General features: G+C 34.2%; 8 protein-coding genes. 7 read left to right on the top strand and 1 reads right to left on the bottom strand.

The features are described from left to right. Positions 1 to 153: 153 nt before the first annotated feature. Positions 154 to 1,059 (bottom strand): AraC family transcriptional regulator, encoded by a 906-nt coding sequence (locus KZH69_RS11175; RefSeq protein ID WP_219317525.1) that lies wholly within the window; start codon positions 1,057 to 1,059, stop codon positions 154 to 156. A gap of 420 nt (positions 1,060 to 1,479) precedes the next feature. Here KZH69_RS11175 and KZH69_RS11170 point away from each other — a divergent pair, with 420 nt between their 5' ends. From KZH69_RS11170 to KZH69_RS11140, 7 genes are all read left to right on the top strand, one after another. Beyond that, positions 1,480 to 1,644, top strand: coding sequence for a hypothetical protein (locus tag KZH69_RS11170; RefSeq protein ID WP_219317524.1), 165 nt, complete (start codon positions 1,480 to 1,482; stop codon positions 1,642 to 1,644). A 972-nt stretch (positions 1,645 to 2,616) separates the two neighbouring features. Continuing rightward, positions 2,617 to 3,372, top strand: coding sequence for a hypothetical protein (locus tag KZH69_RS11165; RefSeq protein WP_219317523.1), 756 nt, complete (start codon positions 2,617 to 2,619; stop codon positions 3,370 to 3,372). Position 3,373: 1 nt separating this feature from the next. Continuing rightward, complete coding sequence (locus tag KZH69_RS11160) at positions 3,374 to 3,769, top strand: DUF5675 family protein (RefSeq protein WP_219317522.1); 396 nt, start codon at positions 3,374 to 3,376, stop codon at positions 3,767 to 3,769. A 10-nt stretch (positions 3,770 to 3,779) separates the two neighbouring features. Next, positions 3,780 to 4,004, top strand: coding sequence for a hypothetical protein (locus KZH69_RS11155; protein ID WP_219317521.1), 225 nt, complete (start codon positions 3,780 to 3,782; stop codon positions 4,002 to 4,004). 1,824 nt (positions 4,005 to 5,828) lie between these two features. Beyond that, positions 5,829 to 9,179 (top strand): chitobiase/beta-hexosaminidase C-terminal domain-containing protein, encoded by a 3,351-nt coding sequence (locus tag KZH69_RS11150; protein ID WP_219317520.1) that lies wholly within the window; start codon positions 5,829 to 5,831, stop codon positions 9,177 to 9,179. Positions 9,180 to 9,682: 503 nt separating this feature from the next. After that, complete coding sequence (susR, locus tag KZH69_RS11145; protein WP_219317519.1) at positions 9,683 to 11,359, top strand: SusR family glycan utilization regulator; 1,677 nt, start codon at positions 9,683 to 9,685, stop codon at positions 11,357 to 11,359. A 219-nt stretch (positions 11,360 to 11,578) separates the two neighbouring features. Continuing rightward, positions 11,579 to 14,602, top strand: coding sequence for a SusC/RagA family TonB-linked outer membrane protein (locus tag KZH69_RS11140; protein ID WP_219317518.1), 3,024 nt, complete (start codon positions 11,579 to 11,581; stop codon positions 14,600 to 14,602). Positions 14,603 to 14,605: the final 3 nt, after the last annotated feature.

Genomic DNA, 14,605 nt, shown 5'->3' with positions numbered 1-14,605 from the left:
TTTTTTATTTTTGTGTTGTAAAATTCTGATTATTAAAGCGATAGTTGTTTGCGTATTGGGAATTTCACTATGCAAAAGTGAAATGGGGATAACGGCACCCCAGCCCCTCCCAAAAAAGAGGGAGCTAAAAATTGAATTGCACCATTTACATTTCTATATTTTATCTTGTATATTCTCGCGCTTCAATTCACTTGGCGAATAGTTGAATCGTTTTTTGAACGCTTTATAGAAGTTGGTGTAGTCATTATACCCACTGATAAAAGCGATTTCCTTTAAAGGTATGCCAGTTTGCAAGATTAACAATTGCGCTTTTTTTAATCGCTCTTCGGTGTAAAACTGATAGATACTGGTGTTGAAGAAATGTCTGAAACTGTCTTTTAATTTGAATTCATTTACATGGAACATTTTTGACAATTCGTTTGTGTTTGGTAACGGATTTTCTAAGTTTTTTAAAATGTAAGTACGGACATTTTGAATTAGTATCGCATCTGATTGGCGGTTATTTACGGAATTTGATGCATCAGTTGCTTCCGGCAGGAGATCCTGAAGAATCGTTGTAATGGAATTGATGATAATCCAATTGCTATACAGGAGCCTTGAAACGGTACAGAAAGAGGGGATGAGGTGCTGACTTGATGTGAGAAACAAAAATTGAACAGTAGAATGAGTTTTTACATCGGCCGATGTTGCTGCTTTAATGACTTCCCATAGCGGAATGGATGGTCTGGCTAAGATTTCGTGAAAACCCAGTTCAAAAAGCTGGTCAGCGTGGTATTCCAAAAGGATAGGCACTTCAGGACTGAAGCTCTTGATCGTAAAGTTGTTGTCCAGAATTAGGGTAGCCCGAACCAAGTTTTGGTAGGAGTAATGCGGATTTATATATCCCAATTGCGAAATTAGCAACTCCATTTTTTCGGCGGTCGTATTGAGTAGGACTACAAGTTCATCCAGCTGATGATTCTCGGTATCTCGTTGTAACCTAAATGTAAGGTTGCCAGTTGCCAGTTCGAAAAGCATCTGGTACATGTTTTTTACCTTTTGTTGGGCTTGATGGTTCATGTAATTATAGTGACGAGAAGTATATATCCGCTGGGAAGAGAAACAAAACTAGATCATATAATTTTTTGAAACTAAAAGTGTATTGTTCAATTCGGGAATTGAATAGGGATTTTGAGGTAAAGAAGTGACTCCGAACCTTATTCTGTGACTCAATGTTTTTAATGGTTTAAATGCTTCATTAGCATCAAATTGCATTAAAAATATTGATTATTTATTTTTACCTTTATGTGGTACTAGTGATCATTAATAGAAAAGAGTAAAAAAACGATGCTATCGAAAAATGAAAAAACTGTTAAAAAATAATAGTGCTACGCTAGAGCTATGCTCTTAAAAACAGTTTTACTATATTGAAAATAAAACAACTTATTTTGTTTCGTTTAATTCTTAATGGCTTTAGTAGAACACTTAAATTCGAATCTTATGGAAATAAATTGGTTTATAGTATCGATAGTCTTTATTGGTGCTATTGTATTAGTTGTCATTCTAATACAGAAAAACAGGAAAGATGAAAGGAAAATTGAAAAGGAATTTAACTATTTTAAAAAAACCGAAGAAGAAGAGTTAAATGACGAGAAGGGTTTATAATAGGATAGATAGTAAATAATCATAAACATCCCACGGGCAAAGGCGATGCTCAGCAAAGTCTTATGACTTTGCTTTTTTTTAATCCTACCTATTTATCGGATCAATGGATTTTCAAATAGTCGCCTTAAATATTTTGAGAAAAATCTGTGTTAATCTGTGCTAATCTGTGGCTAAAAAAATTTGTACGTTTTGCGTCCCAATTTCCGAAGAATTCTCTAAAAACATTGAATACTAGCGTGTAAAAATGAATACTTCGTGGAATTTCGAAAGGATATTTTTGCTTTGAAAAGATAAAAACAGCTTTCTACTACAATAGTAAGCGGAATACGGAAAATTAAGACAGATGATTTGTTGAAATGGGAAGTAACACACCACAAAAAAAACAGCTAGAGGGAACAGCTGTTGTCTTGTTAGTGCTAAATATAATATTGCTGTTTGAACTGCTTATTGAACTGGTATTGTTAGAGTATGGTAGTGTGGTAGATCTTTTCATTTTTTCAATCCTATCCGATTATACAACGTAAAACATGCTCTAACTGAAGGCCTGAGTAACTACAAAATTCCTCTATGGAAATTAATTGATGTGGTTCTTTATTCAGCTTGTCCTTAATCTTATTTAAATACAATCTGGCCTGTCTGTATGTTTTACCGGTAATACGTTGTACATCTTTTGGATAAATACATACCCTGATGTTTCCTGCTATCACACTTTTGTTTTAATACATTATCTATTTTTATTTTCGCGCGTACTGTCCATTTGCTGGGTTGAATGACGCACCAAACAAATATAGGTAAATTTAACGGACTAAAAGAGGTTATTATAGGCTTTTTAGTACCGTTTTTGACCATCACCTTTTGAAATGTGTTTTAAATGATGAAATCTTTGCTGAAATCATTCCGGATTTAGTTGCAACGAATATTGAGGATGAAAGAGTAGTGAAATCATTTTTTAAACTTAAATTTTAAACTAGTATGGCAAAACAGAAAGGCATAATTAAATTGAAAGGTACTATCGGGGATATTACTTTTTATAAAAGCAAAGATGGGTATATTGCCCGAGAAAAAGGGGGTATTGATGCCAAGAGAATGGCGAACGATCCTGCGTTTCAGCGAACACGGGAGAATGGTTCCGAATTTGGCAGGGCAGGCAAGGCCGGCAAAACATTGCGTTTGGCTTTGCGTAGCCTGCTGTTGAATTCTTCCGACAATAGAATGGTGAGCCGACTTACCCAACTAATGGTGAAGGTGATTCAAGCCGATTTGGTCAATGAACGTGGTTTGCGCAACGTAATTGATGGTGAAGCGGAATTGCTTAGCGGTTTTGATTTTAACATCACCGGGAAACTGGCTACCACGTTATTCGCACCTTTTGTTGGAAACATTGATCGGGTTACTGGTGAGATTTCGGTTGGTATAGACTCCTTTGTTCCAGGTAATATGCTGATTGCGCCAAGCGGTACTACCCATTTTAAAATTAAATCGGCCGGTGCTGAAATTGATTTTGAGGCAGAAACATTTGTTACTTCGAATGCTGAAACGGCCATGCTGCCATGGGACATGACTCCAACAGTTGCTATCAATCATTTGAATATGGTTACGCCAAACAGCAGCAAACCTTTGTTCCTTGCCCTTGGATTAGAATTTTATCAAGAGGTAAATGGTCGCATGTATCCTCTTAAAAATGGAGCTTACAATCCATTGGCATTGGTTCAGGTAAACGGATTGTAAGATGGTATTGGTACTATCCAGAACGTATTTCCCTGACGGAACTAATGGAGAACTCGGATGCGAAGGTAAATTCATTTGTTATACTATTGAATTACCTAAACGCGAGAATCAAAAAAGAGTTTCCTGCATTCCGGAAGGGGAGTATTTAGTTAGAAAGCGATACAGTAAGAAGTTTCGATGGCACATGGAGGTGGTGAATGTGGAAAACAGAAGTTGTATTTTGTTGCATCCCGCCAATAATGCTTTGAAAGAATTGAAGGGTTGTATTGCTCCTGTAACGAAACTTTCCGGATCAGGTTTAGGTCTTGAATCGCGACAAGCTTTTATCAAATTGAAAAGTGTAGTTTATAAAAGTTTAGAGCGGGAGGAAAAAGTTTTATTAATTGTTAAATCTTAAAATTTTGAGTATGAATATAGTAAAAAGAGCGAAAGCTCCAACTCCAAAATTCTTTCAAGTGATTCGGAATATTGGATTGACATTGGCCGCTATCGGCGGTACTGTTTTGGCCGCGCCTATTGCGTTGCCTATTGTGATTAGTTCCATTGGAGGTTATTTGGCTGTTGCTGGTGGTGTGCTATCAGCAGTGAGCCAGATTACCACCCTCAACGATCATGCAAATGCACTCCGGTAATGCAACGTTATTTGGAACTGCTGGTGGTACATTTTTGAGTGTATTGCCGAATTTGCATTCGGAGGATGTTTTAAAAACTGTTTTATTGGCTTCGATTGGAGCTATAGTCAGTTTTGTAATGTCTATAACACTTAAATTTTTTGTCAAGAAGCACAAGAAATAGTTTAATGCTGTTTATAAAGAGACAGCGTTAAATGAAAGGAAGGCCCAAACCGAAAGGAATGGGTTTTTTTTTTGAATTTTTTTCTCCCACTATTTCGATTACTCCCAAAATTTTTTAAGTCTTGTCATAAAATAATGAAGAAACTCAAAGAAGTGATGGAAAGGCTATATTAAAAAGTATAACTATGATAAAGCAATTGTATAATAAATTTAGGATTAAGAATTATATTTGTATAGCTATAATAGGATTTATTTAATAATCTGTATAGTTAATTTAGGACGGCACATAGTGTATGGATAGTGTATGGAGTGTTACAAACTGCTTTTAGAATTCAGAATAATTAAAATACCTGATAAAGTGTCTGTTGCGATAACTATTTCTTGGTAGTGTCTCATACCTCACAACAGACAACTTACAACCCCCTAATCCTGGACATGCAGACAAAAAGTTAAGCTACAGTTTTGTAATTAGTTAGTTTGTTGAATTCTTCAATAGTTTGATAGATCAAACTTTAAAAAATGCGTTCAATTCAGAAAATATCGATTTCAAAAATGTCCTTTTGAGTTTTTACTCAGAGGAATTTTTTTAACAAAATTGCGACTTCGTAAAATTAGTTGGGGAACTTTTCTTTTTTTAAAGTAATTTGATAAACAATCTGTTTGATTGGGATGCGTTTATTTGTTTTTTTTAATATTCAACTTCTCATTCCTTATCTGAGTGCCGGATTATCTTAGCGCTTGTGTGATTGGATGTATAACATGTCCTAGGTTCTTTCAGCCTTTTCTTTAGGCATTAAAGAAAGGTGTTTTTATGTCTGCTAGTTGTAATTAATATTATATGTCATGATAATGAAGTACAGAAAAATGTAGATTAACTTTTTCTCAGCTTTCAGATATTAAATACGGTTACGAATTTGAAAATTAATTGAGTTGATAATTACATGAAATGAAATTATACCTAATATTTTAGAGCATTTTCTTAACCTATCATATGCTACAAAACAAAAAATTGAAATTATCCTATAATAAACTAAGATAATTTTGATAAAAAAACTGCTCATGAAAATAACTTTAAAGCTTTAAAAAAGTTTTTTTCTATACAGGACCCTATGCTTTGCTTTTTGTAATTAATTAAAAAACAAGTAATTACGTTCAGTATTTATATGTTTTTTTCTATATGCAATTTTATTTAGGTATTCGCTTAAAGTTATTTATGCAATTTTACTTCGATGATATTCTAAAAACAATATACTCATTAGTTAATTAGCTAAACTCAAAATCATTATATCATATAAAGAGTTTACCAAAACTTATTTTTTAAGATGATTCCCATATGATTTTACTAAGGCATAAAATTATTTAACAATATGTTTATTATAGTTTTAAAAAATTAATCTTCCATCAATTAGATATTGATAGTGTTGGAATATGACTGTAATAAAGATGTTTTTTTGCCAGTTCAAAATAGAAATAGTGAAAAAATCTAGATTATTATATAAATCGATTTCGTAAAAGTAAAATTATTAATAACCTTAAAACCAAAATTATTTTTAAAATGAAAAAATTCACAAAACCAATAATCGTTATGCTAACAAAAGTTAGGGCATCTAAATGTATTTGTACAACAGGTCTGTATTATCACAACCCAAAATCATTAAATTTATGAAACCAGAATTAACACATAATTGCAAAAATAATAAGCCCAATAGAGCTAATAAAAAGAAGGGTTTTTATTCTGATCCAATAATATGTTTTAAATTTTTCTTACTTATAGTTTTTCACATTGTATCTGCAACAGTTGTTGCGCAAATAAATCCCCCAAATCCTTTTAAAGCTCCTTTGTACTGGAGCGTTTACGAATATTGCTATACCAATAATAGTTCTATCCCTGAAGATGTTTGGTCACAGAATATTGATTGGGTAGAGGCAAATCTAAAACCTTATGGTTACAATATGATTTGCATAGATGGATGGGGAGACATTGCTGCAAATATAACTTATGATCAAAATGGATACCTAACATCTCACTCCGATAAATGGAGCCATGATTTTGCATGGTGGTCTGCTAATTTGCAATCACGTGGGATGACACTTGGAATGTATCAGAATCCGCTTTGGGTTAGTAGAACAGCAGCAGATGCTGGTGCAAAAATCAAGGGAACAAATATTCCATTATCAAACATTATTAATACATCAGAAAATGCTACTTGGTTTACTTGGGTTCAGGTTAACAATACCGGTGCAGAAGAATATGTAAAAGGGTATGTACAGCATTTTGCGGATATGGGTATTAAATTTTTAAGAGTAGATTTTCTTTCATGGTATGAATCAGGTTATGACCGTAATATGGGCATTGTTGGTCCTGCCAGACCAAAAGCGGATTATGAGAAAGCTCTACGTTGGATGAGGGAAGCCTGCGATGCTAATGGAATGTTGCTAAGCCTTGTAATGCCTAATCTTAATAACGAAGCCGAATTAGAGCAAAAGTATGGTCACATGATTCGAATTAATGATGATTGTGCCACTGGTGAATGGGAAAGATTCAATAATTTTGATCGAGGAGTAAGGCGTACTGAATGGTCACAATGGGGTAATACAATGGATGGTCTAGCATATTGGTCCTATATTGCTGGTCGCGATAAAATTACTTTAGACGGGGATTTTATCAGGCTGAATACTTTCGCTAATGATGAAGAAAAAAAGACTGCCATATCAGCTAACTTACTAGCTGGAGGACCAGTAACACCAGCTGATCAATACAATACTATCGGAACAAATTTATGGCTTTATCAAAACACCGAAATGCTAGCTCTCAACCAGGATAAATTTGTGGGCAAGCCAGTAAGCAGCGACCCCACTAATGTAAACAGTCAGGTGTGGAAAGGACAAATGTCTAATGGAGATTGGATTGTCGGACTATTCAACCGTGAAAACACAGTCCAAACGAGAAGTATAAATTTCGCAACAGATCTTGGATTAACTGCATCATCTGATGCAAGGGACTTGTGGGAACACACTGATCTTGGTACTATTACCGCTTATAGCGTCAGCATTCCAGCACACGGTTGTAAAATTATTCGTATTTCGCCTACAGTTTCAAACAAGGTTGTCTCTCCGGTCCTCAGTCCTGTGGGAGGAACCTACACCTCAGCACAGTCAGTTACACTTTCAACTACTACGGCAGGAGCCGTTATAAGATATACTACTGATGGGAGTACCCCAAATACTTCTTCTGCCGTCTATAGTGGTGCAATAAGTGTCACTGAATCAAAGACAATAAAAGCGTATGCGACAAAATCCGGAATGGTCGATTCAAATATATCTCAAGCTATCTACAGGATTAATCCTCCACCTCCAAGCCCTTGGTTACATGGCGATATTGGAAGCGTAAATGTAGGAGGTACTGCGGGATACTCAGGAGGATCTTTCAACAATACAGGTGCAGGAGCAGACATTGAAGGCACTACAGATGCATTCCATTATATTTATCAGCCTGTTTCAGGAGATGTTACAATTACTGCACGTGTTGAATCTTTGACCAATACCGATCCTTGGGCAAAAGCAGGTGTGATGATCCGATCAACAACTGCTGCTAATGCAATCAATACCTTGACTGCCGTAACGCCAAAAAACGGAGCAATGTTCCAAAAACGAACAACCAACGGTGGTTCAACTTCCTCAACTACTGCTGCAAACGTTTCGTCACCTGTTTGGGTTAGACTTCAAAAAATAGGAAATACTATATCAAGTTTCAGATCTATAGACGGCTTAATCTGGACACAAATTGGTGTGGCAGTTACAGTAACGCTACCTTCTACATTTTATGTCGGATTGGCAGTGACTTCACACAATATTGGTACCCTGGCCACAGCCACATATAGTGATGTTTCAATTAATACAGGAGGTACTGTAGCTACTCCTACTTTTAGTCCAGTAGCAGGTACCTATACCTCACCACAGTCAGTAACACTTTCCACCACTACAGCAGGAGCTGTTATCAGATATACAACTAATGGAAGTACACCTACTAATATATCACCGATTTATACTAGCCCTATTAACGTGAGCGCCTCCTCTACTATAAAGGCATACGCATCAAAATCAGGAATGACGAATTCAAATATAGCACAGGCGGTCTATACTATTAGCCCTCCTCTTCCAGCGCCTTGGCTCCATAGCGATATTGGAACTGTAAATCTTGCAGGCAATGCTTTATACTCGAGCGGATCTTTCAGCAATATTGGTGCAGGTGCGGACATTCAAGGCACGTCAGATGCATTCCATTATATTTACCAATCTATTTCAGGAGATGTTACAGTTACTGCACGTGTTGAATCCTTGAACAATACAGATCCTTGGGCAAAAGCTGGTGTAATGATCAGATCAACCTTGAACGCTAATTCTAAAAATGTTTTTACTGCGATAACTCCATCGAATGGAATTACATTTCAAAGCAGAGCTTCTACCGGAGGAAGCACAACTGCAACTGGTGCAACTGGTTTTTCGTCACCTTATTGGGTAAGGATTAAACGCTTGGGCAATATTGTCTCAAGCTTCAGATCTTTAGATGGTATTACATGGACACAGGTAGGCACCAATCTGACTACTTCATTAGGAACCCAGGTTTATATAGGGCTTGCTGTAAGTTCTCATACAACTGCAACTTTGGCTACAGCCGTATTTAAGAATGTAACGGTGACGACTTCTGGAGGAACAGTTACATATAAACAAGCTATGAATCCTTCAAAACTCGCAATTGAAGAAGAAGACGAAGGGCTAGTTTCAATTTACCCAAATCCTGCTAAAGAATTAGTCAACATTGATCTTAGAAAATTTAAAGATACTTCTGTCGAAATACAACTAGCCAATTTAACGGGTCAGATTCTAAAAGAAGAAAAAGTAATGGGAGGAGGTATGCATGAAATGAATACGTCAACTCTTAAGACTGGTGTTTATCTGATAACTTTGAGAGGGAATGATCTTATTTTAGTTAAAAGACTTTTAATTGAGTAAAAAATGAGTTAGAATAAAAATCTAAATCATAACTAATTTACCTGCCTGTATTTGATGATTGACCTCAAATGCAGACAGGTTTTTTTTTCAGGTCAGGACAAACTTATGACTTCTAAACTCTAAAATAATTTTTAGACTATATATCTTTGAATATTATATTGAATATTTTTTAATAATTAGTTATTTGCAATACATATATTAATATTTTGGGTTGGTCTAGCTATTAATCACTAATATTTTTTTGTCTAATTAAAATTCTAAAATTATATATTTTAATTACATATTAAAAGAGTCTATTATGATTTTTTTTTTAAAATATAATGAACTTAATTTTTTCCTTTTATTTTTTCCTACTAAAATTGTCATAATCCCAATTTTGGTTTAATAAATATAAAGCTCTAGAATTTAAAAGGAAAAATTATTTTAATGCAACTGTATTTTTATTTGGAAAGTTTGCATATATAGATTTCACATTTAATTTATCCTTTACATTGAATAAAACTATGAGAGAGTTGTACCTATTAAAAAAAATAATTATTGTTTGCTTTCTTACCTCTACAATAGGAATAAGTCAAACCAAAAATACTTTTAAAGATCTGGATCAAATCATAAAGAATTCTTCAAAATTTGATCGGAGAAGAATATTTGAGATTGATAGTGTTAGAAGTCTTTTAAAGAAAACAGAAAAAGATAACCTGTTGGCTCGATATCGTTTGAATGAACAAATGTTTTATCAATTTAAATTTTTTAAACGAGATTCGGCTTTTTACTATGGTATTCTATCTAAAAATTTGGCACTTAAAATAAATGATAAATCACTGATAGCTGATGCCAATATGAATTTGGCTGATATTTGTGTTTCATCAGGAATGTACAAAGAAGCCTTGGATTTTTTAGAGCCTTTGAGCATTAATGAAACTGATTCTACTTATGGGAGTCTTTATTATGGTGTGTTAGGACGCTGTTATGGAGATATGGCAGAATACAGTAATACGCCTTATTTTTATAAAGACTATGTCGAACTGGCACGTAAGTATAGGGAAAAAGCACTTTCTTTAACAGAAAAGGGTTATTTTTTTCATTACTTTTTAAAAGCATTTAACAAATCTATGAATAATCAGCTAGAAGAAGCCGTTGATGAATTCACTATACTTTTAAAGAAAAAGAATATACCCCACGACCAAGCCTTGGTTCATTATATGTTGGGTGATTTGTATAAGAAACAGGGAAAAGATGATAAAGCTATTTTTCATTTTAAGAAAGCGGTAATTTTTGATATTGAAACTGCAACTAAAGAATCTTTGGCGATTATTAAGCTTTCTGAACTGCTATTTAAAAAAGGTGATCTTCAAAATGCATCTCTACTTATTAAAAAAGCCAACGAAGATGCTATTTTTTATGGAGCGCAACAGCGTAAAATACAAGTGGGCGCTATTTTGCCACTTATTGAAGAGCAGATTCTTCTGATTGTTGAAAAGGAAAAGCAACGAATTTATTGGCAATATATTGTTGTGAGCATTTTTTTAGTTTTTGCCATTTGTTTGGTTTTTATTATCTACAGACAAAATCGAAAACTAAACAGAGCAAAGAAAATTATTGCCGTTGCACATCAAAATCTCGAAAGTACCAATATGCAATTAAGAAATGTGAATGAAAAAATTAAATCTAAAAATTTTGAGATAAAACAAGTAAATAAACAGCTTTTGGAGGCCAATAAAATTAAGGAAGAATATTTGGGGCTATTTTTTACACAATATGACGGAATTTTTGAGAAGTTTAATTCTTTTATGACTAGTGTGAAGAACCATGTTGACGAGGAAAACTATGAAAAAGTAAAACGTAGTATTTCCAATTATAATTTAAAAAAGGAAAAAGAAAAACTTTTAGAAAATTTTGATACGGCATTTATAAATCTTTTTCCAAATTTTATTGAAGAATTTAACTACTTAATGAAAGAAGAGCACAAAATTAAATTAAGTAAGGAACAGTTTTTGACAAAAGAGCTAAGAATTTATGCCTTAATTCGACTTGGAATTACGCATAATGAAATTATAGCTCAGATTTTAGGGTATTCCATAAATTCAATTTATGCATATAAAACCAAAATCCGTAACAATTCGGTAATAAATAAGGACGATTTTGATCAAAAATTAATCAAAAACACTACATTAAAGTTATAAAAAATGTTCTTTTTTCTATATGATATTTACATGTTTTAAAATTGTAAAAAACTATAAATCAATACATTGTTTATTTTTTTCAATGTAAATAATCTATATTTTTCTATACGTTTTTTTTGAGTGGTATTCCCACTAGGTTATTTATGCATTTTTGTACTGAATGTGTTCTGTATTAACACAATCAAATGCTATTTTAACTAACCAAAAAATTAATGTATTATGAAAATTATTTCATCTGGTAGGACAAAAAATGTTCTATTGCCCTTAATTTTTCTTTTTTCGTCATTACTAATGATGGCACAAAATGGAGAAATTAAACTGTCCGGTAAGGTGGTGGACGAAAATGGTAAGCCACTTCCCGGAGCGACTGTTTCTCTCAAAGACACCAAGGTAAATATCCTGACTGATTTCGATGGTAGCTTCATTTTTTCGGTGTCTAATGATCACCCTATTATTATTGTTTCTTATATGGGGTATAAATCTGTGGAAGTAAAAGCAGAAGGAAAAAATGTATTGCAGATTAAATTGTCACCAGAATCAACAACCTTGAACACTGTGGTGGTAATAGGTTATGGTCAAATGAAGTCGAAGGATATCACCGGATCGATATCCACAGTAAAAATGGCCGATTTAACCAAACAACCCGTAGCTAATATTGGAGAAGCTATTCAAGGGCGTGCAGCTGGGGTTCAAGTTATTTCTTCAGGTCAGCCAGGAAGCAATCCAACATTTCGAATTCGTGGTACGGGGACTATAGGCAATAATGATCCTTTGATCGTGGTTGATGGAATGCCTTTAAATGGTGGATTGAATCAGGTCAACATGAATGACGTAGAGAGTCTGCAAGTATTAAAAGATGCTTCTTCTACAGCTATTTATGGTTCCAGAGGTGCTAATGGTGTGGTTATTATCACCACAAAAAGAGGGGTGATAGGAAAAGCATCGGTAACTTTTGATGTGTCTTCCGGTGTATCTCAAGCAACGGAAATGCTGAAAGTTTTGGATGCGTCCCAATTTGCTAGTCTTCACAACGAAATTCTTACCAATGCAGGTTTAACGGCTAATCCAGATTTTCAAAACCCAAGTTCTTTAGGAAAGGGAACAGATTGGGTTAATGCATTTTTCAATGCTGGATTTCAGAATAGTTATACGTTATCCTATATGTCAGGAAATGATCAATCTAAAGTGTATACTTCCTTTAATGTTTTTGACCAGAAAGGTATCGTTCTGAACACTAATTATAAAAGATACATCGCACAGTTTAATAGTGATACTAAAATCTCCGAGAATCTAAAATTTGGGAGTAGTATTAAATTAAATTATGATGTGAAAAAGCAAGGGGATTTTAGTATTCAAAATGCTTTGTCATCCTTACCTACACAGCCTATCTATAGAGAAGACGGTGATTTTTCTGGTCCCGTTGGGCAGCCTCTTTATTCCGGTGATGTGGATAACCCTATCGGTAAAGCCACAATAATAGATAATGATACTAAAGGATATAACTTTCAAGGGAATGTATTTGGAGAACTTACCTTTTTAAAAGACTTAAAGTTTAAAACTCTTTTGGGTGCTGAAGCTAATTTTTGGAAAAATAGAACATGGGCACCATCGTATCAATGGGACACTAAAGGAAGTGAAAACGCTTATTTGTATGAATCAGCAAACCAATCCGTCACTTTACTTTGGGATAATACCTTGACATACCAAAAAAAGTTTGATAGTGGAATAAATCTGACGGGGGTAGTGGGAACAAGTGCCCAAGAAAACAAATTTGAATATATCAATGGATCTATTCAAAATTTTCCAAGTGAAAGCACACAAACCTTAAATAACGGAATAGATCAAACAACTTTGCATGGCAGTGGTTCTGAATGGGCTATATTTTCTGCTTTCGCAAGAGGTAATTTTGATTACAAAAGCAAATATTATGTAACAGCAACAATACGTAGAGACGGCTCTTCCAGATTTGGTGAGGGAAATAAATACGGAACGTTTCCATCGGGTTCATTAGCCTGGAGAATTTCAAACGAAGGTTTTTTCAAATCAAAAGTTATTAATGATTTGAAATTAAGACTCGGTTATGGAATTACCGGAAATCAGGAAATTGGGAATTATTCTTTTTCATCCAATTATAATACCTATCTGTATAATTTTAATGGTTCTTATGTTAGTGCTGCTATCCCAACGGTTTTACCAAATTCTAATGTGAAATGGGAAGAACAGGAACAATTTAATGTGGGTATTGACGCGAATTTTTTTGATAATAGAATTAATGTGGTACTGGATGGATACATAAAAAATACCAATGATATGTTAGTCCCACAAGCAGTTCCGGTCACGTCAGGTTATTCAGATATTTATGTTCCATACATCAATGCGGGTAAAATTCAAAATAAGGGTGTTGAGGTAGTAATAAATACCAAGAACATTTTGAATGAAAAATTTTCATGGACGACTGATTTTGTTTTCTCAGCCAATAAAAATAAAGTAATTGATTTAAATGGAGATGTTCCTCTGATTACGGGGAGTCTTGGATTAAATTATAATGTATCGAGAATTCAGGAAGGATATCCTGTTAATGTATTCTATGGTTTTGTTCAGGATGGAGTTTTTCAAACGCAAACTGAAATTGAAAATCATGCTGTTCAAGTGCCTGGAACTTCTCCAAGTAACAGTACTTCACCAGGTGATATTCGATTCAAAGATTTAAATAATGATGGTTTAATTACTGATGCGGATCGAACTTTTATTGGGAATCCCAATCCTGATTTTGCAGGCTCATTGAATAACACTTTTACTTATGGAGGTTTAAGTCTAGGTATTTATCTGCAAGGAGTGTATGGTAATGAAATATTTAATGCCAACCGCCTTTACACTGAGGCAATGTCAATTACCACCAACCAGTCGGCAGCTGTTTTAGATCGATGGACTGCCCCGGGTACCAGTAACAGTATGCCAAGAGCAGTTTATGGGGATCCAAACAATAACAACAGAGCTTCATCAAGATATATTGAAGATGGTTCTTATTTGAGAGTTAAAAATGTAACTCTTTCTTATAATATACCAATGGATTTGCAAGGAAAGAAAATCTTTAATTATGTAAAAGTATATGTGTCAGGACAGAATTTGTACACATTCACTGATTACACGGGATTTGATCCTGAGGTTGCAACTAATGGAATTGATAATAATGTATATCCATTGACAACCACTATCTCACTAGGTTTAAATGTTGGATTTTAATAA

The organism is Flavobacterium taihuense, from assembly GCF_019351435.1.
Lineage (GTDB): Bacteria > Bacteroidota > Bacteroidia > Flavobacteriales > Flavobacteriaceae > Flavobacterium > Flavobacterium taihuense.
This window is presented reverse-complemented; position numbering and strand designations above follow the sequence as displayed.

Bases quoted from the DNA above. Each gene is read 5' to 3' on its own strand.
- KZH69_RS11175 (WP_219317525.1), bottom strand. From the start codon at position 1,059: ATGAACCATCAAGCCCAACAAAAGGTAAAAAACATGTACCAGATGCTT.
- KZH69_RS11155 (WP_219317521.1), top strand. From the start codon at position 3,780: ATGAATATAGTAAAAAGAGCGAAAGCTCCAACTCCAAAATTCTTTCAA.
- KZH69_RS11140 (WP_219317518.1), top strand. From the start codon at position 11,579: ATGAAAATTATTTCATCTGGTAGGACAAAAAATGTTCTATTGCCCTTA.
- KZH69_RS11150 (WP_219317520.1), top strand. From the start codon at position 5,829: ATGAAACCAGAATTAACACATAATTGCAAAAATAATAAGCCCAATAGA.
- KZH69_RS11160 (WP_219317522.1), top strand. From the start codon at position 3,374: ATGGTATTGGTACTATCCAGAACGTATTTCCCTGACGGAACTAATGGA.
- KZH69_RS11165 (WP_219317523.1), top strand. From the start codon at position 2,617: ATGGCAAAACAGAAAGGCATAATTAAATTGAAAGGTACTATCGGGGAT.
- KZH69_RS11170 (WP_219317524.1), top strand. From the start codon at position 1,480: ATGGAAATAAATTGGTTTATAGTATCGATAGTCTTTATTGGTGCTATT.
- susR (WP_219317519.1), top strand. From the start codon at position 9,683: ATGAGAGAGTTGTACCTATTAAAAAAAATAATTATTGTTTGCTTTCTT.